At 60.1% G+C, this 20,395-nt stretch carries 20 protein-coding genes; 8 read left to right on the top strand and 12 right to left on the bottom strand.

What is annotated here, in order from left to right; all coding sequences use genetic code 11:
- Positions 1-179: 179 nt before the first annotated feature.
- A complete protein-coding gene (gene mshD / locus HMPREF1257_RS08220; protein ID WP_034659565.1) occupies positions 180-1,082 on the bottom strand; it encodes a mycothiol synthase in 903 nt (300 codons plus the stop codon).
- Positions 1,083-1,115: 33 nt separating this feature from the next.
- On the opposite strand from mshD, the gene HMPREF1257_RS08225 reads away from it, so the two are divergent.
- A complete protein-coding gene (locus HMPREF1257_RS08225; protein ID WP_023023819.1) occupies positions 1,116-1,940 on the top strand; it encodes a DUF2993 domain-containing protein in 825 nt (274 codons plus the stop codon).
- Here the strand turns inward: HMPREF1257_RS08225 and HMPREF1257_RS08230 are convergent.
- Positions 1,937-2,974, bottom strand: coding sequence for a diacylglycerol kinase family protein (locus HMPREF1257_RS08230; protein WP_156904627.1), 1,038 nt, complete (start codon positions 2,972-2,974; stop codon positions 1,937-1,939). The genes HMPREF1257_RS08225 and HMPREF1257_RS08230 overlap by 4 nt on opposite strands.
- A gap of 53 nt (positions 2,975-3,027) precedes the next feature.
- On the opposite strand from HMPREF1257_RS08230, the gene HMPREF1257_RS08235 reads away from it, so the two are divergent.
- Positions 3,028-3,723, top strand: a complete 696-nt coding sequence (locus HMPREF1257_RS08235; protein ID WP_023023824.1) for an FABP family protein — start codon at positions 3,028-3,030, stop codon at positions 3,721-3,723.
- 8 nt (positions 3,724-3,731) lie between these two features.
- On the opposite strand, the gene HMPREF1257_RS08240 is transcribed toward HMPREF1257_RS08235, so the two are convergent.
- Positions 3,732-4,601 carry an aminodeoxychorismate lyase gene (locus HMPREF1257_RS08240; protein WP_023023826.1) on the bottom strand — a complete coding sequence of 290 codons (870 nt, stop codon included), beginning with the start codon at positions 4,599-4,601 and terminating at the stop codon, positions 3,732-3,734.
- A gap of 30 nt (positions 4,602-4,631) precedes the next feature.
- On the opposite strand from HMPREF1257_RS08240, the gene HMPREF1257_RS08245 reads away from it, so the two are divergent.
- A complete protein-coding gene (locus HMPREF1257_RS08245; protein ID WP_023023828.1) occupies positions 4,632-5,696 on the top strand; it encodes a folate-binding protein YgfZ in 1,065 nt (354 codons plus the stop codon).
- 141 nt (positions 5,697-5,837) lie between these two features.
- Positions 5,838-6,035 carry a DUF3073 domain-containing protein gene (locus tag HMPREF1257_RS08250; RefSeq protein ID WP_023023830.1) on the top strand — a complete coding sequence of 66 codons (198 nt, stop codon included), beginning with the start codon at positions 5,838-5,840 and terminating at the stop codon, positions 6,033-6,035.
- 66 nt (positions 6,036-6,101) lie between these two features.
- Here HMPREF1257_RS08250 and purM read toward each other — a convergent pair whose 3' ends face one another.
- The 3 genes from purM to HMPREF1257_RS08265 are packed head-to-tail and all read right to left on the bottom strand — an operon-like array spanning position 6,102 to position 9,091.
- Entirely contained in the window at positions 6,102-7,154 is a 1,053-nt protein-coding gene (gene purM / locus HMPREF1257_RS08255) for a phosphoribosylformylglycinamidine cyclo-ligase (RefSeq protein WP_023023832.1), read from the bottom strand.
- A gap of 25 nt (positions 7,155-7,179) precedes the next feature.
- On the bottom strand, positions 7,180-8,676 hold the full coding sequence (purF, locus tag HMPREF1257_RS08260) for an amidophosphoribosyltransferase (RefSeq protein WP_023023835.1): 1,497 nt from the start codon (positions 8,674-8,676) through the stop codon (positions 7,180-7,182).
- 10 nt (positions 8,677-8,686) lie between these two features.
- On the bottom strand, positions 8,687-9,091 hold the full coding sequence (locus HMPREF1257_RS08265; protein ID WP_023023837.1) for a sterol carrier family protein: 405 nt from the start codon (positions 9,089-9,091) through the stop codon (positions 8,687-8,689).
- Positions 9,092-9,124: 33 nt separating this feature from the next.
- Here HMPREF1257_RS08265 and HMPREF1257_RS08270 point away from each other — a divergent pair, with 33 nt between their 5' ends.
- From HMPREF1257_RS08270 to HMPREF1257_RS08280, 3 genes are all read left to right on the top strand, one after another.
- Positions 9,125-10,135, top strand: coding sequence for an acyl-CoA thioesterase (locus HMPREF1257_RS08270; protein WP_023023838.1), 1,011 nt, complete (start codon positions 9,125-9,127; stop codon positions 10,133-10,135).
- Positions 10,136-10,224: 89 nt separating this feature from the next.
- On the top strand, positions 10,225-11,454 hold the full coding sequence (locus HMPREF1257_RS08275; RefSeq protein WP_023023840.1) for an asparaginase: 1,230 nt from the start codon (positions 10,225-10,227) through the stop codon (positions 11,452-11,454).
- 38 nt (positions 11,455-11,492) lie between these two features.
- Positions 11,493-12,041: a Panacea domain-containing protein gene (locus tag HMPREF1257_RS08280; RefSeq protein WP_023023841.1), complete on the top strand. Its 549-nt coding sequence runs from the start codon at positions 11,493-11,495 to the stop codon at positions 12,039-12,041.
- 72 nt (positions 12,042-12,113) lie between these two features.
- Here HMPREF1257_RS08280 and HMPREF1257_RS08285 read toward each other — a convergent pair whose 3' ends face one another.
- Positions 12,114-12,773 (bottom strand): hemolysin III family protein, encoded by a 660-nt coding sequence (locus tag HMPREF1257_RS08285; protein ID WP_232208563.1) that lies wholly within the window; start codon positions 12,771-12,773, stop codon positions 12,114-12,116.
- A 356-nt stretch (positions 12,774-13,129) separates the two neighbouring features.
- On the opposite strand from HMPREF1257_RS08285, the gene HMPREF1257_RS08290 reads away from it, so the two are divergent.
- Complete coding sequence (locus HMPREF1257_RS08290; RefSeq protein ID WP_255342574.1) at positions 13,130-14,116, top strand: TDT family transporter; 987 nt, start codon at positions 13,130-13,132, stop codon at positions 14,114-14,116.
- A 19-nt stretch (positions 14,117-14,135) separates the two neighbouring features.
- On the opposite strand, the gene HMPREF1257_RS08295 is transcribed toward HMPREF1257_RS08290, so the two are convergent.
- From HMPREF1257_RS08295 to purL, 5 genes are all read right to left on the bottom strand, one after another.
- Complete coding sequence (locus HMPREF1257_RS08295; protein WP_023023846.1) at positions 14,136-15,314, bottom strand: alpha/beta hydrolase; 1,179 nt, start codon at positions 15,312-15,314, stop codon at positions 14,136-14,138.
- Positions 15,315-15,410: 96 nt separating this feature from the next.
- Entirely contained in the window at positions 15,411-16,136 is a 726-nt protein-coding gene (locus tag HMPREF1257_RS08300; RefSeq protein WP_023023847.1) for a type IV toxin-antitoxin system AbiEi family antitoxin domain-containing protein, read from the bottom strand.
- Positions 16,137-16,292: 156 nt separating this feature from the next.
- Positions 16,293-16,544, bottom strand: coding sequence for a hypothetical protein (locus HMPREF1257_RS08305; protein WP_156904628.1), 252 nt, complete (start codon positions 16,542-16,544; stop codon positions 16,293-16,295).
- Positions 16,545-16,649: 105 nt separating this feature from the next.
- Positions 16,650-17,933: a glycosyltransferase family 87 protein gene (locus HMPREF1257_RS08310; RefSeq protein ID WP_023023850.1), complete on the bottom strand. Its 1,284-nt coding sequence runs from the start codon at positions 17,931-17,933 to the stop codon at positions 16,650-16,652.
- 145 nt (positions 17,934-18,078) lie between these two features.
- Positions 18,079-20,388, bottom strand: coding sequence for a phosphoribosylformylglycinamidine synthase subunit PurL (gene purL, locus HMPREF1257_RS08315; RefSeq protein WP_023023852.1), 2,310 nt, complete (start codon positions 20,386-20,388; stop codon positions 18,079-18,081).
- Positions 20,389-20,395: the final 7 nt, after the last annotated feature.

Genomic DNA, 20,395 nt, shown 5'->3' on the forward strand with positions numbered 1-20,395 from the left:
CCGCATCCCCATAAAAAAGGGGAACTTACATCCCACGTCCGCTCTTCGGAAGCGGGGTGCAGGTGCGCAGGTGCGGCTTTCTCACAATCAGTAAAGCTAACCGGAGGAATTAACCAGCAGGGTGCCGTGAGGTAAACAATTAATGAACAAGCTAGAAAGTTGACATGACCTTAATCACACTAGCCCCAGACGACATGCTCTTCATCAACGGAAAAGCCTAGGCGCTTGTAGGCCTTCAGTGCCGGTTCATTGTCCGCTTCCACGTACAAAATAACCCGCTGAGCTCCCTTTTCTACCATGCGGCGCAGGCCAATCTGCAGCAATGGTCCGCCTAATTTTTGGCCGCGGTACGCCTCCGCAAGGCCCACCACGTAGACCTCGCCAAAACCGGGATCTTCCTCCTCGTGCCACTTGGTCCAGTGGAAACCGGCCAGGGTCGGGTGCCCCTGCTCTTTCTCGTCCCAGAAGAACAAGACATCCCGGGGATCAAACCACTCGGCCTCCATGCCGCGGTGCAGGCGCTCTAAATCCCAGCCGCCTTGCTCTGGGTGCCAAGAAAAGGCCTCGTTATTAACGCGCAGCCACTCGCTTTCCACGGTGTCCTTGCCCCACTTGTCCACCGCCTCGCTGTAATTAGCGGCCTGCAGCGGCAGCTCGCCTACGTGCGCCGCGCTATCTAGATCGCTGCCATCGATGCCCATGACCACAAGGGTGCGGGTGACATTCAAGTCGCGGGATTCAGCCAAGGCTTGAGCCGGTTTGCCATTGCCATGTGCCCAGGTCTCGAGATTGGTGGTGGCGTTAGCGGTGGCATCGTAAAGCGCGGTGCCATAGCCCGTGCCGCGATAGTCTGGGGCAATAAAAAGTTCCGCGGTGGAATCCTCGCGACTCGATGCGCCAATGGGTTCGCCGTCCAGCCAGGCAACCAAGTGCTTATGGTGCAGGCGCTCATCGCGCAGGCCGTTGAGGAATTGCTCCGAAAGCGGGGCGATACCATCGGCCTTTTCCGCGTGCGCTGCCAGTTCTTCCAGGCTGCCCGCCAGCTCTGGGGAGGCGGGGAGGTTTTCTTCGGTGATATTCATGGTGTCCATAATACGTAGGCTAAATTTGAAGGCGTGAGTGTAGTCAAAGTCGACCGGCGCATTGTCCACGTCCTCATCCTGGTGGGCGTGGTCTTTGCCGCATGGGTGGCCGATGCCTGCGTGGCCATGCATTCTGAGCACAAGATTGCCCAGGAGGTAAAGGAGAACTCGCGGCTGGAAAACTCCCCCCAGGTGTATATCGGCGGCACCCCGTACCTGTTGGCGGCAGGCTCTAAAGAAATCCCCTACTTGCAGGTCAAGGCGCTCGACGTGGAGGTTCCCAAGCTGGGCATGGTCAATGCCTCGACCGTGCTGCGCGATATCACCGTTACCCCTGAGCAGGTAGTAAACGGCGATATTGAAGGCGCGCCCGTATCCACATATTCGCGCGGCATTTCCCTGGACGGCGTGGCGTTAGGGCGCCTTCTGGGCATTACCGATCTCTCCATTGCCAACCCGGATGATATTTCGCCCTCCGGCGGCGTTTCTGCCGAGGCAGAGCTTACCGGCACCCTGCCCGGCGATAAGGAAAAGTCCACCGCGATGGTCACGCTGCGGCTAGTGGGCCCGGAGTTTCGCATGGAGGTCTACGGCACCGATGATCCGCGCCTCAAGGAGGCGTTTTCCCTCAACTTCGATACGCGCGAGCTCCCGCTGCCGGCGCAGGCCACGATGGTAAGGCTGCAGGGCGGAACCCTTTACTTTGAGGTCCAGCGCCGCAATATCAAGGTCCAGATGGCTCAGCTATCCCCGCTGGAAATCGAGGGTTCGGAGCAACGGGCCGTTGAAGAGGCCGAAAAGAAGGCGGCCGATACCGCCAATAAGGTAGGTCCTGCCCCAGATGAGGACGAATCCTAACGAAGGCGAATAAAGTCCCGCAGCACTTCCTGCACGGAGCGCTGGGCCACCTGCCGCCTGTCTTGCGGCGCGTAGACCTCGATGGCATCGGCCACAGAGGTCAGCGTCACGTGGCGGAAGGTCCCCTCGGATTCGCCATCGGCCTGGAAGCGCTGCGGGGAGTGGCAATCGAGTTCGACGCGCTTGGCATCATCAAAGCCTAGGGTCTTCTCCTTCACCAGCCGCTTGAGCCAGCCGTGCTTATCGGCACCAAAGAGGTGCAGCAGGCCGATGACCCCACGCACGCCACTGAGCTTTTCTAGGCCGAAAAGCGCCAGCCCCTCATCAAAGGAATTGCGCGGGTTGGTCACCACCGGCAAGGGGCCCAAGAAAGTCCAGGGGTTGGTATTAGACGTAAACAAGAGTGGGAAATCCTTCTTATGAAGCGTCTGCCCCAAGCGGGATTCCGCGTGCACCGTGATCTGTGGCGGGTTGCGGCGAGCCCGCAACCAAGCCCGAATGGCCACGTTGAGGTAGCGCAGCGGGGTGGCGGAAAAGCCTTGTTCACGGGCGCGGTCCACGCGCGCGAGGACGTCCGCATCCATGCCAAAACCGGCGTTGACGGCAAACCAGCGTTCGTTCCAGGTGCCCAGGTAAATGGTGCGGCGCAGATCGCGCTCTAGCATGCGGGCCAAAACGTGGGTGGCCTCGACCGGCGTATTGGGAAAGCCGAGGGCACGGACGAAGACATTCGCGGACCCGGTGGGGATGACGGCGAGCGCCGGCACCTCGTGCGGGCTGGGGATATCTTCACCGGCTGGGCCCAGCAGGCCATTGACAATCTCGTTGACGGTGCCATCGCCGCCCACGGCAATGATGACATCATAATCATCCCTGGTTATCCCCCGAACGATGTCTTCTGCATGCCCTGGGTAATGGGTGAATTTCACCAATAGGTGCATGCCTTCTACGGCCCGCAGGGCGGGCACGATCTGGCGAAAGAGCCCGTTGGATTGCGAGGTCGAATTGGGATTGGAAATCATCAGCGCATGCACAACGGACCAGTCTAGTAGTTAAAGCACCCCCGGCACGACTAGGCTGGACGCCCATGAGCGAAAATAACGAGAATACCAATACCCCGAACGTCGAGACCGCCGCTGCGTCCCACCCGGAAAACACCTCCGGCGCGCTCAATGGCAATGATGCGGTCAATCAGGCCGCCGAGCAGTGGAAGGATGCGGCCAGCCACAATATCCCCGCCATCGAGCTTGGCGATGCCCCCGTTCCCGCCGATACCGCCAACCTGCGCCAGGGCCCGTCGCTGCACGATGGATTGCTAGGACTCCTCCCCCTCGTCGGCGTCTGGCAGGGCGAGGGCCAAGCCCACGACACCGATGGCAGCGAATACACCTTTGGCCAGCAGCTGGTCGTCGCCCACGACGGCGAGAATTACCTGACCTTTAGCTCGCGCACCTGGAAGATCGATACCGAGGGCAAGCCGCAGGGCCCGTCTACCCGCGAGACCGGTTTCTGGCGCATCTCCGCCAAGGATGAAATCGAGGTCACCTACACCTCTTCTACCGGCATCGTGGAAATCTTCTACGGCGAGCCCTTCAACGAGCGCGCTTGGCAGCTCGAATCCGCCTCCACCATGGTCACCGAGACCGGCCCGAAGAACCTGGGCCCCGGCAAGCGCATGTACGGACTCATGCCCAATAACAACCTGGGTTGGGTAGACGAGCGCATGGTCGATGGCGAGATGCGCCCCTATATGTCCGCCGAGCTCACCCGCATCGCAGGCTAAGCAGCTGGCTAGGCCCCTAGCGCGGCATCAATAAGCCCCCGGATTTCTTCCTCATTATCCGGGGCTTTTAACGTTTTTTCATTCAGCTTGGTCACCCGCACCGCTACGCGCACGGAAGAGACCAACCACACCGAGTCGGATTTTTCTAAGTACTCCACCGTCAGCGGCTTGGCCTTGCAGCGATAGCCGCGATCCTGGGCGTAATCAAAGAGCGCTGCCTGCGTGGTGCCGGGCAAAATGCCGCGGCCGGCGGCAGTGCGCAGCTTCTTTCCCCGCACCGCCACCACGGTAGAGGTAGCGCCCTCTAAGATTTCGCCGGTATCCGGATCCGTCAGGATGAGATCATCGTACCCCTTGTCCTTGGCCATGCGCAGCATCGCCATCGTCGCGGCGTAGTTGAGCGTCTTGGCCGGTAGCTCTTCGGCCACGTGCCACAGGCGCGGGCTCGTCATGACGGTGACGCCGGTGGTGCGTTGGCGAAGAGGGGCATCGCCAAGCGGCTGCACCGTCACCCACGCTGTGGGCACGCCGGTCGAAGCCCGGCCGCGGGTATAGGTCCAGGTGCATTTGGCATCGGGAAGCTCGGCATCGGCGCCGCAATAATCCGCAATCGCCAGCCGGGTCGCCTCTTCCCACTTATCCATCGGCGGCTCCGGTAAGTCGAGCGCCCGCGCCGAATCGCGGAAGCGCTGCGCGTGGCGGGCAAGGTTGGCCGCCTTACCGCCGCGAACCAAAAGCGATTCAAAGATGCCATCGCCGCGGGTCACGGCGGCATCATCAGCATAGACCAGCGGCAGGGAGGGCGAATGCTTGCGCACCGACCCACCAAAAGGTTCCACGACGTAGATGACCGGCTCTTTTCGCGGGGAGGGTTTCATAGATTCGATTATGCCCTACCATCGGTAGATGTGAGTTATTCTTCGCCACTTCTTCAACGCGCCGGTGCCGCCGAGCACCAGGACGCGACTGTACTCGATGCCCAAGGTGTGGCCTGGCACTATGGCAATCCCCTCGGGGAACAGCGTGCGGCCGAGACCGAGACCATAGCCATCGACCGCTCGCAGCGCCGCGTGCTGCGCGTCAGCGGTGCTGATGCGCCGGGGTTTCTTAATAACCTGCTCTCGCAGAAGCTTGACGATGCCCCCTCCGGCTTCTCCGCCGGTGCCCTCGACCTGGATATCCAAGGCCACATTTTGCACCACATGGATATCACCCGCGCGGGCGAGGACTTCTACCTCGACCTGCCCGCCGCGCAGTTCGAGTCTGCCCAAGACTTTTTAACCAAGATGGTCTTTTGGTCCGAGGTCACGGTCGAAGAAGCAGATATCGCGATCGTGACATTGCTGGGTGAACCCGATATTCCCACCCCACCCACCGTAGTCTTTTCCCGCGAGGTGCAGTGGCCGGGAATCAGGCGCATTGACCTGGGCATTCCGCGCGAACAGTTGGTGGAATCCATGGCCGCCCTAGAGGCAGAGGGCGCGCGGCTTGCCGGGCTCATGGCCTTTACCGCCGAGCGCGTGCGCGCCCGCGAGCCGGAGCTCGCCGCAGATTTGGATAAGAAATCCATCCCGCACGAGGTTCCGCAGTGGATTAGCCGCAGCGATGCTAACCCCGCCCACGTACACCTGAATAAGGGCTGCTACCGCGGCCAGGAAACCGTGGCCCGCGTGGAGAACCTGGGCCGCTCTCCTCGCCTCTTGGTGCTCCTCCACTTGGACGGATCCGCGCCGGAGAGGCCGAATGTGGGCGATGACATTACATTCAATGGCCGTAAGGTAGGTCGCATTGGAACCATCGTGGATGACTGCGACTTCGGCCCCATCGCCTTGGGTCTAGTAAAGCGTTCTGCGCTGGATGCAGGCACATTGGAAATCGGCGATACCGCGGCGTCGATTGATGCATCCTCCATCCCCGAAGATGAGGGCCCCAAGGCCGGGCGCGAGGCGGTAAACCGGCTGCGCGGGCGGTAGATTTTCCACTCATCGGGGGGCCGGTGCGGAATTTTTTCGTCACACGCGCTATTGTGTCTTACAGGAAGATACACAATTGACAAGCCGATGGGGCGCCCAAGAATCCCTGGAGCGCCCTACTAGCCCAAGGGGGTCATGCACATGGGACGCGGACGCGCTAAGGCAAAGCAGACCAAAGTTGCACGCCAGCTCAAGTACAACTCACCCGAGATGGATATCGAGTCCCTTCAGCGGGAACTCGCTGCTCAGCAGGAGGGTGACTCCCACGACTACGAAGAGGATGATCCCTACGCCGAGTATGTCGACGAATGGGATGAGGACAACGACGACGAGCGCTAATCTTCCGCTCGCCGGATAAATCCACAAAAGGCCTTAGGTTTTTAACCTAAGGCCTTCCTCTTGTACCTAGAAGTTTGAGTGTTCGCCCTGCATGATAACGCGCGGTTCTTCGCCGTCTGCTTCGCGGACGCTGCCCAGCTCCCACGCGTCGATGTGGCGGGCGGTGAGCATGGCCAAGGCGCGGTCACGGTCCTCCGGATTGACCACGGCAATCATGCCCACGCCCATGTTGAAGGTCTTTTCCATCTCCGCCAGCTCGACCTTGCCCATGGACGAGATGAGCTTAAAGATCTGGCCCGGATTCCACGTGGAGCGGTTGACCTCAGCGCTCAGGCCCTCTGGAATAACGCGCTCCAGATTGCCGGCCAACCCGCCGCCGGTGACGTGGCAGAAGGTGGATACGGAGCATTCCTGCGCCAGCGCCAAGCATTCCTTGGCGTAGATGCGAGTGGGTTCCAAAAGCTCCTCCCCTAGCGGGCGGCCGAGCTCTTCCACGTACCCGTCTAGCGGCATGCCCGCCTGCTCCAGCAAGACGTGGCGCGCGAGCGAGTAGCCATTGGAGTGCAGCCCAGACGAGCCCATGGCGATGAGTACATCGCCCTCGCGCACGTTGTCTGGGCCCAACACGCCATCGGCCTCAACCACGCCGACGGCGGTAGCGGAGACGTCGTATTCGTTCTCCCCCATCATGCCTGGGTGTTCGGCGGTCTCGCCGCCGAGCAGCGCAGCGCCTGCCTGCACGCAGCCCTCGGCAATGCCCTTAACTACCTCGGCTACCTTTTCCGGCACGACCTTGCCCACGGCGATGTAGTCCTGCAGGAATAGTGGCTCGGCGCCGCAGACGACTAGGTCATCGACGCACATGGCCACCAGATCGATGCCGATGGTGTCGTGCTTATCCATGGCCTGCGCAACGGCGAGCTTGGTGCCCACGCCATCGGAGCCAGCGGCGAGGATGGGTTCCTTGTAATCGCCCAGCTTGAAGAGCCCCGCAAAGCCGCCGAGGCCGCCCATGACCTCCGGGCGGGTGGCGCGCTTGGCGTGTGGGGCAAATAGGCTTACCGCGCGGTCGCCTTCTTCGATATTGACGCCGGCTGCGGCGTAGGTGTTGTCACTCATGTTTTTGAAAGTTCCTTAAGTGTTTTTATTGGGTTCCGAGCAGGGTGCGCACGGCATCGGCATTGGGGTTTCCGGCGGGAAGGCCAAGGGGGTAATCGCCGGAGAAGCAGGCGGTGCACAGCTCGGAGCGAGGCTGCTCTGTGGCGGCGACCATTTCATCGATGGAGACAAAGCCCAAAGAGTCAGCGCCGATGGTCTCGCAGATGGTGGAGCAAATCTCTTCCGGGTCATCGGACGGACTGGCGTTGGCAATGAGCTCGCCGGGCGAAGCGAAGTCGATGCCGTAAAAGCACGGCCACTTCACCGGCGGGGAGGCAATCCGCACGTGGACCTCGGCGGCGCCGGCCTCGCGCAGCATGCGGATAAGCGCGTGCTGGGTATTGCCTCGCACGATGGAATCATCCACCACGACGAGCTTTTTGCCGTCGATGACCTCGCGCAACGGGTTGAGCTTTAGCCGGATACCCAGCTGGCGCAGGGTCTGCGTGGGCTGAATAAAGGTGCGGCCCACATACGCGTTTTTCACCAAGCCGTGGGCGAAGGTGATGCCGGATTCGCGGGCGTAGCCCACCGCGGCCGGGTTGCCGGATTCCGGTACGGGGATGACCAGGTCTGCATCCTCAACCGGGTATTCGCGGGCCAGGCGGCGGCCGATCTCCACGCGGGAGGCGTTGACGGAGCGGCCCTTGATATCGCTATCCGGGCGGGCCAAGTACACGTACTCGAAAACGCAGCCGCTGCGCTTGACGGGCGCGAAGTTTTCAGAGCGGATGCCCGCCTCATCGATGGCGACGAGCTCGCCCGGCTCGATTTCGCGAATAAATTGCGCGCCACAGATATCCAACGCGCAGGTTTCGGAGGCAACGACCCAGCCCTTGGCCAGTCGGCCCAGCACCAGCGGGCGCACGCCTTGCGGGTCGCGCGCGGCGTACATGGTGTGGCCATCGGTAAAGGTCAAGCAGAATGCGCCCTTCACCCGCGGCAGGAGCTCGCGGGCGGAGTCGAAGACGGAGGTGGTGTCATCGACGCCATCGGCAAGCAGCATGGACAAGCACATCGAGTCAGAAACCGATTCCTCGTGCGGCTTAATCAGGCCGCGCTCGACGGCCTCTGCGCGCAGCTCGAGGTAATTGACCAGGTTGCCGTTGTGGCCCAAGGCAATATCCACGCCCGTAGAGGAGGTGGAAAACATTGGCTGCACGTTGGACCATTCCTTGCCACCGGCCGTGGAATAGCGCGTATGGCCCACCGCCACATTGCCGTTTAAGGCAGAAAGGGTCGATTCATCGAAAATATTGGCCACTAGGCCCATGTCTTTGAAGACGACGATGCGGTCATCATCGCCCACCGCAATGCCGGCGGCTTCTTGGCCGCGGTGCTGGAGAGCAAAAAGGCCAAAGTAGGTAAGTTTGGAGACTTCCTCCCCGGGAGCCCAGACGCCAAAGACGCCACACTCTTCGCGGGGTTCCTCCTCGTTACGATCGTCAAGGTCAGTGATACTAGGAGTATGTACTTCTACCACGGCGTTTATATTAGCGCGTTGGGCCGTCGAAAACTAACGGAATAATCGGCAGCCACTGTGCAATCTCCCCTGAACGCGACCCGGAAGCATCAACGCGACCTGTGTTTTTGACCTCGTCCCAGTCCGTGACACCGGTGGCCAAACGCAGCCAGGTCTCCGCATCCATTTCCACCACATTGGGTGGGGTGCCGCGCGTGTGACGGGGGCCTTCAATGCACTGCACCGCAACAAATGGGGGTACGCGCAGCTCCACCGAATGCCCCGGCGCGTCGGCCTCGAGGGTGCGGGCGGTGCGACGGACGGCATCGGCAAGCAGGGCCCTGCCTGGCTTTTGTTGCCCGTCCGGGTCCTGAATCCAGTCCTTGATGGCGATGACGGCCGCGCGCGTGGCGGCGGGATCTACGGGTTTAGGCATAGCCACAGCATAGCTACTGTTATCTTATTGTTTATGTCACCTACTGACGCTGCTGCGGAAACCCAAAAGTCCCCTACCCTGACGCTGCGCTTTATGGCATCGCCAACCGATGTCACCATGGCCGGCGCCCCCGGCATCAATGGCGGACGCGTGCTGGAGTGGATCGATAAGGCCGCCTACGCCTGCGCCGTGCAGTGGTCCGGGCAGTACTGCGTGACCGCCTATGTGGGCCATATCCACTTCACCCGGCCCATTCCCTCCGGGCACATCGTGGAGGTGCGCTCGCGCATCGCGATGACCGGCCGGTCCTCCATGCACATCATCAACGAAGTGCTGTCTGCTGATCCCCGCGAGGGCATTTTCACCCGCGCTTGCGATTGCCTAGTCATCTTCGTGGCCAAGGACCCCGAAAGCGATAAGACCACCCCGGTGCCCACCTTCGTGCCCGATACCGATGAGCACCTGCGCGTGGCCGAGGCCGCGAAATCCCGCATCGAGCTGCGCAAGGCCATCGAGCTCGAGATGGATAAGCAGACCTACGATGGGCCTTCCGATGCCCCGCGCATGGTCAACCGCTTTTTGGCCAAGCCCACCGACGTCAACTGGGGCGGCAAGGTGCATGGCGGCACCGCGATGCAGTGGATCGACGAGGCCGGCACCGCCTGCACCATGGAGTGGTCCGGCGAGCGCACCGTCGCCGTCTATGCCGGTGGCATCCGCTTTTATAAGCCCATTTCCATCGGCGATCTCATTGAGGTCGATGCCCGCATGATGCGCACGGACCGCCGCTCCATGCAGATGTCCATCCACGTCCGCGCCGGCGATCCCCGCGGCGGCCGCGATAACCTCAACACCGCCATTCACGCCACCGTGGCCTATATTGCCCTGGACCGCGACGGGCAGCCGCTGACCGCGCGCACCTTTACCCCACAGACGGAAGAAGATATCCGCTTGGCCGAGCACGCCAATATCTTGCGCGAGCTGCGCGGCGAATATTCCCCGAAGCCGCTCATCGTGGCACCGCACTACCAGCACGTGGATTAATTTTTCAGCACATTTTCTTTTGCGCGGCGCCCGCGCACCAGCGTGGTATTAAATTGGTTACAGAGACCACGCTAGAGAAATGAGTTGATATGTCTAACCCACGCCTGCGCCGCAAGGTGCAGTACTCCGCCGCTTTAGTTGCCTCCGCACTGCTGCTGGCCTCCTGCCAGAACCCGGCCAACCAGGAGGATAAAGATGAGGCTTCGGCTACGCCGACGACTACCTCTTCTTCTACCTCCGCGGAAAAGACCTCAGAAGCATCTTCCACGGCATCGAGTTCTAGTTCCGCTACCAGCTCCAGCAGCGCCAGCAGCTCCGCCACAAGCTCTTCCACCACTTCCACCAAATCAAGCGGCTCCCACGCCAAGCAGCGCTCCGAAATCGAGGGGCATGTGGTGGTGCTTTCTACCGGCGGCACCATCGCCAGCACCCACGATGACAAGGGCGCGGTGGTGCCCACCGTCAAGGGCTCTGACTTGGTGGACCCGCTGTACTCCGAGTTCAACAAAGACAAGTTGGAACTTGAGGTCAAAGACATTGCCAACCTGGATTCTTCCGCGATGACCTTGGCCGATACCGATAAAATCATCACCGCCGTACAAGAGCAGCTAGAGCGCGATGACGTCGATGGCGTAATCGTCACCCACGGCACCGATTCCATGGAAGAAACCGCCATTGCGCTCGATACTTTCCACGACAGCGATAAACCCGTCGTACTCACCGGCGCAATGCGCCCGTTCGATGACGATGATCCAGACGGCCCAGAAAACCTCGCTACCGCGGTAGAGACTGTCACCAACCCGGACTATGCCGGCCACGGCGCATTCATCGCCTTTGGCGGCAAGGTTATCCCCGCCCGCGGCGCGTTCAAATCTGATACGGAAAAGGCCGATGGCTTTGCTACCAACAGCCAGGAGAAATTCCCAGAACGCCCCGATCCGCTGAAGTACGCTCCGCTTGGCGATGTCCGCGTGGACATCATCGCCGCCTACCCCGGCGCCCCAGCGGATCTCATTGAGCAATCCTTGGCCAAGGGCGCACAGGCCATCGTCATTGAGGGCATGGGTTCAGGAAATATCGGCCCCGATCTGGCTAATGCCGCCGTGGAAGCCGCCAAGTCCGTTCCCGTCGTGCTTACTACCCGCGTGGATCACGGGCCCGTTGAGGGCATCTACGGCGGCGCCGGTGGCGGTGCCACGCTTGCCGATGCCGGCGTCATCCCCTCCGGCAACCTCCGCGCACCCCAAGCCCGCATGCTGCTCGCAGCCGCAGTTGCCACGGGAACGGATGCACAGAAGCTCTTTCCCACTGCAGAATGAGGCCGTATACTTTAGCGCGACACTGAAAGGAGGAGAGCATGGCAGAAATTTTCGACGTTGGACAGTACATTACTGAGCGCATTCCCAATGTGGACAAGCTCAAGCTGTACAAGCTGTGCTACTTCTCCCAAGGCTGGCATCTGGCGTGGACGGGTCGCCCATTATTCCAGCCGGAGTTTCAAGCGTGGCGACATGGCCCTGTTTCCCGCGAACTGCGCACTCAAACCTGGCAGGTAGCAGGGACCAAAGAGCCCTGGCCGGTCCCCTATGTTCCCGGTGGCCTGTCCGACAATCTCAGCACATACGAACGTGCAGTAGTAGATAGCATCATCGCGTTTTACGGCGGAGTTGAATCGACCCGGCTTTCTGACTTGAGTCATGGCCTTGCCTGGAACGAGCTCCTCCAAGAGTTCTCCCAGGCGATGATCTCCGGCGAGCCCACCCCGCGACCTCCGCTACAACCAGCAGAAGTTCTTTTGCCTAATGTTGACCTCAACGGGGATGTGGATGAAGTTTTAGCCACACCACAGGCCAAGGAAATCGAACAAGACTGGTGGGAGACTTTCCGGATTCTCGCTGACCGTTAACCAGACGGATTTGCGGCAAGGATTGATCATCCTGGCGCATGCCGCCCTGTTCAATAACACGGCAATTACGGTCTAGGCAGCGCCAACGACCACTTGCCATACCGCCACGAGGTGCACCACTGCCGCCGCGATGGTCGCGGTGTGGAAGTGCTCGTGATAGCCGTAGTAGCGCGCATTGCGCCCAGGCCACTTAAAGCCATAGACCAGCGCACCTACGGAGTAAACCACGCCGCCGGCCAGCAATAGCCAGACCACTGCTGCGCCGGCATCACTCCACAGCGTGGGTAGTAGCGGCAGCACCAACCAGCCCAGCGCTAGGTACACCACAACATCGAGCCACCGCGGGTGCTCAATCCACACTAGGTTCAAAATCACGCCCAAGATCGCGCCCGCCCACGCAATGGCGAGCATCCATGCTGCCTGCGCTGGGGATAACGCAATCAAACACAACGGGGTGTATGTGGCGGCAATGAATACCGCAATCGTGGCGTGGTCCGCCCGCCGCCACCATTGCACCGCTCGGGGGCTAGGCCACGGATAGCGGTGGTACAGCGCCGAGACGCCAAAAAGCCCTACCAATCCTAGGCCATAGACGGTAACGCCTAGACCCTGCCACCAGTGCAGCGTCATCCACGCATACGTGATGAGAACGGTGGAGGCGATCACCGATAGCAACGCCGCCAGCGCATGACCCCATCCACGGGTCAGCGGCCGCTCGCCGCGATCCGCCATCCAATAGGTGCGCTGCACCAAGCCTTCTTTCAAGGGATGCTCCCCCGCCTCTTTTGTTCCTTCAGCGTGTATCTGAGCCACAGCGATACTTCTTTCTCCCACCAGAGCTAAGTTACGTTACCATAAGTCTACTGAGGGGAGTAAAGAGCTTCAAGGAAAAGGAGAATCTAATCCTCTTCGCCAGAATCCATCCCATCTACGAGCCACATGGTTTCCATTAACGCATGGGTAAAGCCCGATCTCCATCATCGACCCTTGTAGGAGTATATTTATTCATTGGAATTCCGTTCGGATTGCGCAGTCTCCCACGAGCATGAGGAAGCAAATAACCTGAAATGTTAAAAGTTCGGAATGACATGAAAATTCCTCCGCTAGGGCCTGCCTGGGCGGGAGGACTCATGGGACTATCGATCTCCTCATCCCTCATCGATACGCACTTAAGCCCGGTGATTGGGCGCCTCCCTGCCGAAATCATGCTCGGCGTGGCGACTCTTGTCTTCTTGGCGCTCACGGCGGGATTCATTAAGTACCGAAATCCAGGTTTTCATTCCGACGACATGCCTGCATGGGGCATGGTTTCCATGGGCATCCTTGCCTTGGGCAGCGCCTACTCCCTCATCTTTGATGCCTGGTCAATTCACGCTGTGTGTTGGGCCGTGGGAACCGTCCTCAGCGTGATTACCTGCTTAAAGTATGTAAAGTATCTTCTCTTCAATCATCCCACTAATCCCGCCTTTGCCTTAGGGCTTCCGCTGGTGGCACCTATGGTTTCCGCCACTGCTTCGGCACAGCTGGCAACGCACGCTGGCGAGTGGAGCTCGGTCATCCACGGCATCGGCGTGTTCTGCTTCGTCTTGGCTTGGGTTACGGGAATGCCGATATTCGCCTTCGTTTACCGGCGTACTTTCCCCAAGGTTCCCATTAACTTCGCCGCCACCGCTTGGATTCCACTGGGGTTGGTCGGCCAGTCCACCGCGGCAGCACAGCTACTCGCCGGTGACCAATGGCATTTCCGCGCCATGATCTATGGTGTAGTGATGCTGAGCTTCGGCGTGCCGCTGTCGGTCTATGCCATCGCCAAGCATTGGGGTACCGCTCTTGGAAACACCCCAATGTCTTTTAACCCCAGCTGGTGGGCCAGCACCTTCCCCGTGGGCACCTGCTGCCTCGGCACTCACACCCTGTCCACGCAGCCCGCGGCGCTGGCGTGGGGCCTGGGCTGGATGGATACTGTCAGCGCCGCCTTGCTTGTTTTGCTTCTCCTCCACGTCACTTGGGCTGCTTTTGGAGCCGTCAAAACCGCTTCCGAGCACTTCAAGGTCAGTCAAGTAAGCCACGCATAACCCCAGGGGTTTCGGGAGCCTAAGAAGCTTGCGGATCGTGCTCGGCGAAGAATTGGGGCATCGCTTGGAGCAAGTGCTGATTCCACACTCCGTGGGCGCTGAGGGCGGATGCGTGGTCAGCGTGAGGACGCACGTACTCGCTCAGGTCGATGTTCTTTTCATGCGCTATGCGGCGAAAGTCGTCATAGCTTTCCGGCGGGACGAGGCGATCGTTGTCACTGCGGACAATCTTGATGGGCGGCATGTCCGAAGTAAGGTGCGTAGCCGAGGTAACGAAATCCGCGCGGTCTGGATATTCCTCGGGCGTTCCACCCAGGTATTTCTGCACGGTATCGCGGGAACCCTGCGCGGCATAGGGATCGTCAGAATCATAGATGTGGCGGACATCGAGGGCCGGTGAATCCACATACACGGCGCGGGGAACGGCCGGCGTGCCGGGGCAATCGGCGGAAGGCAGCTGGTTGGGGTGCGCGGCGGCATCGGCAGTCGCATTCAGCACCAACTGGCCGCCGGCGGATTCGCCGTACATAAAGAAGCGCTCCGGGTCGCCGTCATAATCCACTGCGTGGGCGTGGGCCCAATTCATCGCGCATCCCACCTGCCCCGCTGCCACCTTCCACGTGGGCTGATCCCAGCTGGACAGCGTGTAATCGATGGATAATACGAGGTAGCCGCGTTGCGCCATCTGCCGCATATTGAACGCCTGGGAGTGCTTGTTCATCTGATCCCAGCCGCCGCCGTGGACATACATCATGACGGGGTGGGTGCCGCCATCATTGGGCTTATAAATATCCATATCCAGGTCCTCGCCGTGGAAAGAATCGTAGGCCACCGTGTGATCAGGACCCTCGTCGGTGCTTTCTACACCAGCCCAACTCAACGCAGCGCGAATATCTACGTCGGTCCCCTGCTCCTTCGCGGCGTGAATCTGCGTCCCAAAAAGCGCTATGCCTGCAATGAACGCAACCGCCGCAAACGCGCCTGGCACGTAGAAGCTGCGGGAGCCGAACCTTCCTAGCACCGCAAGGACTAGGAGAAATAGGGAAAAGATAACAACCGGACCGACATACTGCGGGCCGATGAGCGCACCCGCGCCCCAATAGGGAATATGCGGCGTAAACGGCGCCACCGCAAGCCACAGTGCGAGGAAAGCGACAAGCGCAAGCGGGACGGACAGCAACCGGGCAACGATCTTCATACCGGCAACGTTAGTCCTCGTTTCTGGGAATTCGTGGTGGTGATTGCAGCTCCAGTGGGCGCATTTTCTTCTATGCCGTTTCACTGCACTCTGCGGCTAACGAGAGTCTCTAAAACTCCTTGTCTCCACACCAGTGCCCGCGCTGATGAAGAAGCGATCTCGGAACTCTTCATTATCTTCGTCAGCCCCTGCTTCTTCCCAACACGCAGCCAAAAGATCGTTACCAGAATTGAATCCATAGGCTGCTGACACTGGTTCAAGCCGCTTTGCCAAGCTCTTTAATCGAACGCCTTCTTTTCGCAAGGAGTCTACGACGAGAGTCGCCAAATAATTGAATTCCATTATTTGGGAGGCCAGGTCCTCCACCGTCTTTTCTACTGAGGTTACGAGCAATCCGTCGATATTTTCTATATCCCCGACCCCTATTTCACGATCGTCATAAATGTGGATATCATTCTGACTGGTTTGTTTCCGCAAAGAAGCCGAGAAAGTCTGTGTATTCGGAATCAAATCACCAATGCTATGGATAAGTGCTGCGGACTCATGAGACACAACGATCTTATTGTCGGCTTCTATACGTTCTACCGCAAATAGATTTGGTTCAAGGGATATCCAAGCTTCCCTGACATCCGTTAATGGACCAAGCTGAACTGAGGGAAGAAGGTAGATGCCTCTGCGTGCGCGCGTTAGGATCTCGCTCCCTGCCAAGCGATTTATGTGGAGGCGAGAAATACCTTCGCGTTGAGCCTGAGCCGTAGTGATAATGCCCCACTGATTTGCCGCTAAGGATTCTAGCCACGCCAGAATTTCTACAGCTTTCATTTCGGCACCGAACCCCTCTACCCTTGGCCTCTTTCTTTACTTGTATCAACCAGAGGGATACAAGTAAAGACGGATTGAGTACCTACGTTGCACAGGCTTGAAAGCAAAAAGCCCGGCTTAAAGCCAGGCTTGAGCTAGGCGATGCTAGAGGCCGGCTTACCCCACAACAGAATTAGCGCCCACGACGGCGTAGCCGAAGAGCTCACGCAAGGTGGAGAACCATGCCTCAACCAGCTGGGAGATGGCCACGGATTCGCTGCCTAAGGAAAGCGCCTCGGTTTCAGAAGTCTCACCCACGATGGCCGCGATGGAGGCATCCTCGTCCACGGCGGAGAGATCGAGGCCGAGGCCGGCGGCATCGGCAAGCGCATTCAGCACCGCCTGACCGCCGCGGACATACACCATCACTGAGTGGGTGCCACCATCATCGGGCGGAGAGCAGCCGGGCAACGATCTTCAAGTCCTCGGTTCCGGAGGTGCGTGGTGGCGGATTTAGTGGAGAAAAGCCGCCTACTAACTCGCCTTTTTGAAGGAAAGGCGGCGGTCCCGCAGAGGCAGGGCGTCCTTCCGGCTTAGCTCCGCGATACACAGTGCGATGACAAAACCCACCAAGACGATCAACGAGGACCACGACAACCACATATCAGAATCTGCCTTGGCCAGTGGTGGGAAGAAGAAGAGCCCCAAGACCGGCACAACATAAATGATACGATTCTGCCCGCGGGCCAGAACGCCTAGCAGTGGCAATACGGCACACAAGACGTAATGGTCCCACAAGATATTGGCGGTAGCCGTAAGAACCGTAAAGATGCCGACGGCAGCAATGCGCCACGGCTCCTGTGACCGCAAAGCGGTAACAATAACCAGCGCAATCAATGCCAGGGCTACAAAAGGCGGAATAAGGCTGGCAGCCAGTGAAGGATCATGGACGATGGTGACAAGAATGCTGTCATCTTCAACGCGGTTGGTACTCAATTGGGAAGCAATCGATCCGTTGACAGGAGCGACCATTATTGCCGCCTTGATGTCCTGAAGGGTATCCCACCACGAGGTAAACACGTTCCAGCCAGAAACGACGATTGAGTAGAGCACAGCAACGGCTCCTGTCCCGAGTGCTACCACTCCCGTTTTGCGCGCCCGCGGGAAAACCACGCAGATGAGCACGAGGATAATGGGGGTTAGCTTCACTGCAGATACAAGTCCTAGTGCAATTCCCGCGCGCACTGGGTGCACGCGAGCAGCAGCAAGGCCGTAGGCAACTCCCGCAAAAATCAGCGGGCTCGTCTGGCCAAGTAGCAACGATGATTGAAAAGCTACCGATGCCCAGCCCAAGAGGATTCCAAAAAGCAAGGCCATGGTTGGTATCTCTTCTTCAAACCACAAGAACCAGGCGGAGACTATCAGCACCACCAACGCCCAACCGGAAGCAATCGCGAGCAATATCACGGAGACATCAAAACTCATGACCCGCACGACCAAGCTCATCACATCCGCGAGAAATGGGATGTGAACATAAGGGTGCGGGAACTCAGTGACATCAGAGTGGGCGATGGTGTCTAACCACACATCACCACGTGGCAGTGCGAAATCGCGTTCATCGATTCTATATAAATGCTCCCGATTTCCATCGCGAACGAGCAATCCAGCAATCCATAGCGCACCCCAGTCACCGTAATTCAGTTTTCCGGCAGAAATTACGGCAACCACGAGGCCAAACACCAACCCAATACAATGGTGATACCACCGCAGCACTGTTGATGCGGGCGCGGAGGCTTGATGGCGGGAATGCGCGCTCATGGGACTCCTAATATAAAAATTTCGATTCGAGACAGAGAGAAAGGGCGATGCTCATTGGGCAACGGCCCCGATCACCGAAGATAGTCTAAATGCTCCTCAAGCCCGGCCAAAGCCGGGCTTGAGCTAAGCGGTGACAGGGGCTGGCTTACTCCACAACGGAGTTGGCACCCACGGCGTGACCGAAGAGGTCAGGCAAGGTGGCAGACCATGCCTCAACCAGCTGGGAGATGGCCACGGATTCGCCGCCCAGGGTAAGGGCACCGGTTTCGGTGGTCTCGCCCACGATGGCCGCGGGGATGCCGAGCTCTGCCGCACGGGCAAGCACCTTATCGGCGCGGTCAGCGGTGGTGGCCACGAGCGCGCGGGAAGCGGACTCGGAGAAGGCCGCGGTGAAGGCGTCCTCGTGCACGGCGGTGAGATCGAGGTCGAGGCCGAGGCCGGCGGCATCGGCAAGCGCACCGGCGCGCTTGGCCATCTCAAAGGCGGCGACGGCAAGGCCACCCTCGGAGACATCGTGTGCGGCGGTGAGCAGATCGTTGCCGTGGAAGAAGTCCGCGAGGCGCTTCTCATTGGCCATGTCCACCTGGGGTGGCAGGCCGTTGAGGTTGTCCTTGTCGGCGCCCTCGGCGCTCACCAGCTGCCAGATGGAACCGCCGAACTCATCCTTGGTCTCGCCCAAGGCGATGAGGACTTCCTTCTCATTGACGGTGCCCAGGTTATTGCCAATGGCCTGGTGCACATCGTCGATAACGCCAAGCACGCCTACGACCGGGGTGGGCAGGATGGGCTCGGAGCCGGTCTGGTTGTAGAAGGAGACGTTGCCGCCGGAGACGGGGATGGACAGTTCCACGGCGGCATCGGCAAGCCCATGCACGGATTCGCGGAATTGCCACATCACGTCCGGGTTTTCCGGCGAACCGTAGTTCAGGCAATTGGTAATCGCGACGGGCTTGGCGCCGGTGACCGCGACGTTGCGGTAGGCCTCCGCCAGGGCCAGGCGCGCGCCCATGTTCGGGTCCAGCTTGGTGTAGCGGCCAGAAGCATCGGCGGAAACGGCGACGCCGCGGCCGGTCTCCTCATCGATGCGCAGCACGCCCGCGTCCGCGTGATGGGACTGGACGGTATTGCCGCGCACGTAGCGGTCGTACTGATTCATGATGAAATCGCGCGAGCACAGCGAAGGCGAAGAGACGAGCTTCTGCAGGGATTCCACCAGGCCGCGCTTGTCCGTGCCCTGGTATTTCTGCAGCTCATCCTGCCACTCGGGGCGGGCGTAGGGGCGCTCGTAGACGGGCGCTTCATCTGCGATGGTGCCAGCTGGGGCATCGACGACGACCTCGCCCTGGTGGCGAATGACCAGGTGGTCACCCTCACTAACCTCACCGATTTCGGCACAGGTGACCTCCCAGTGCTCACAGATTTCGCGGAACTTCTCCACGTTTTCCGGTGCCACGACGGCGCACATGCGCTCCTGGGACTCGGAGGCGAGGATTTCCGCGGCGGTCATGTTTTCCGCGCGCAGCGGCACGGCATCGAGGTTGACCTCCATGCCGCCATCGCCGGACGCGGCCAGCTCAGAGGTGGCACACGCCAGGCCGGCACCGCCCAAGTCCTGGATGCCCACCACAACACCGGCGTGGTAGAGGTCCAGGCAGCATTCGATAAGCACCTTTTCCGCGAAGGGGTCGCCCACCTGCACGGCAGGAAGCTTGCGCTCCGCGCCGTCTTCAAAGGTATCGGAGGCCAGTACGGATACGCCGCCGATGCCATCCAGGCCGGTGCGGGAACCGAAGAGCATGACCTTATTGCCAGTGCCGGAGGCGAAGGCGAGCTTGAGGTCATCGACCTTGAGCGTGCCCACACACAGGGCATTGACCAGCGGGTTTCCCGCATAGGTTTCATCAAAGACGGTTTCTCCGCCAATATTGGGCAGGCCCAAGGAGTTGCCGTAGCCGCCCACGCCGGAGACGACGCCGGGTAGCACGCGCTTGGTATCGGGGGCATCGGCAGGCCCAAAGCGCAGCTGATCCATCACGGCAATCGGGCGCGCACCCATGGCCATGATGTCGCGGACGATGCCGCCCACGCCGGTGGCCGCGCCTTGGTAGGGCTCCACGTAGGAGGGGTGGTTGTGCGATTCCACGCGGAAGGTCACCGCATTGCCATCGCCGATGTCCACCACGCCGGCGTTTTCACCAATGCCGGCGAGGATCTTCTCCCCCATCTCCTCCGTCATGGTCTCACCAAAGTAGCGCAGGTGCGTCTTGGAGGACTTATAGGAGCAGTGCTCGGACCACATCACGGAGTACATGGTCAGCTCCGCGTCGGTGGGGCGCCGGCCCAGAATATCGTGGATGCGCTGGTATTCGTCATCCTTCAGGCCGAGCTCAACGTACGGCTGCTGCTCATCCGGGGTGGACTGCGCCTTGTCTACGGTGTCATTAGAAACGGTCATGTAGGTG

It is taken from the genome of Corynebacterium sp. KPL1814, from assembly GCF_000478175.1.
In the GTDB taxonomy this organism is placed as follows: domain Bacteria; phylum Actinomycetota; class Actinomycetes; order Mycobacteriales; family Mycobacteriaceae; genus Corynebacterium.

Bases quoted from the DNA above. Each gene is read 5' to 3' on its own strand.
- mshD (WP_034659565.1), bottom strand. From the start codon at position 1,082: ATGAATATCACCGAAGAAAACCTCCCCGCCTCCCCAGAGCTGGCGGGC.
- HMPREF1257_RS08235 (WP_023023824.1), top strand. From the start codon at position 3,028: ATGAGCGAAAATAACGAGAATACCAATACCCCGAACGTCGAGACCGCC.
- HMPREF1257_RS08240 (WP_023023826.1), bottom strand. From the start codon at position 4,601: ATGAAACCCTCCCCGCGAAAAGAGCCGGTCATCTACGTCGTGGAACCT.
- HMPREF1257_RS08250 (WP_023023830.1), top strand. From the start codon at position 5,838: ATGGGACGCGGACGCGCTAAGGCAAAGCAGACCAAAGTTGCACGCCAG.
- purM (WP_023023832.1), bottom strand. From the start codon at position 7,154: ATGAGTGACAACACCTACGCCGCAGCCGGCGTCAATATCGAAGAAGGC.
- HMPREF1257_RS08265 (WP_023023837.1), bottom strand. From the start codon at position 9,091: ATGCCTAAACCCGTAGATCCCGCCGCCACGCGCGCGGCCGTCATCGCC.
- HMPREF1257_RS08270 (WP_023023838.1), top strand. From the start codon at position 9,125: ATGTCACCTACTGACGCTGCTGCGGAAACCCAAAAGTCCCCTACCCTG.
- HMPREF1257_RS08275 (WP_023023840.1), top strand. From the start codon at position 10,225: ATGTCTAACCCACGCCTGCGCCGCAAGGTGCAGTACTCCGCCGCTTTA.
- HMPREF1257_RS08280 (WP_023023841.1), top strand. From the start codon at position 11,493: ATGGCAGAAATTTTCGACGTTGGACAGTACATTACTGAGCGCATTCCC.
- HMPREF1257_RS08285 (WP_232208563.1), bottom strand. From the start codon at position 12,773: ATGGCGGATCGCGGCGAGCGGCCGCTGACCCGTGGATGGGGTCATGCG.
- HMPREF1257_RS08290 (WP_255342574.1), top strand. From the start codon at position 13,130: ATGAAAATTCCTCCGCTAGGGCCTGCCTGGGCGGGAGGACTCATGGGA.
- HMPREF1257_RS08295 (WP_023023846.1), bottom strand. From the start codon at position 15,314: ATGAAGATCGTTGCCCGGTTGCTGTCCGTCCCGCTTGCGCTTGTCGCT.
- HMPREF1257_RS08300 (WP_023023847.1), bottom strand. From the start codon at position 16,136: ATGAAAGCTGTAGAAATTCTGGCGTGGCTAGAATCCTTAGCGGCAAAT.
- HMPREF1257_RS08310 (WP_023023850.1), bottom strand. From the start codon at position 17,933: ATGAGCGCGCATTCCCGCCATCAAGCCTCCGCGCCCGCATCAACAGTG.
- purL (WP_023023852.1), bottom strand. From the start codon at position 20,388: ATGACCGTTTCTAATGACACCGTAGACAAGGCGCAGTCCACCCCGGAT.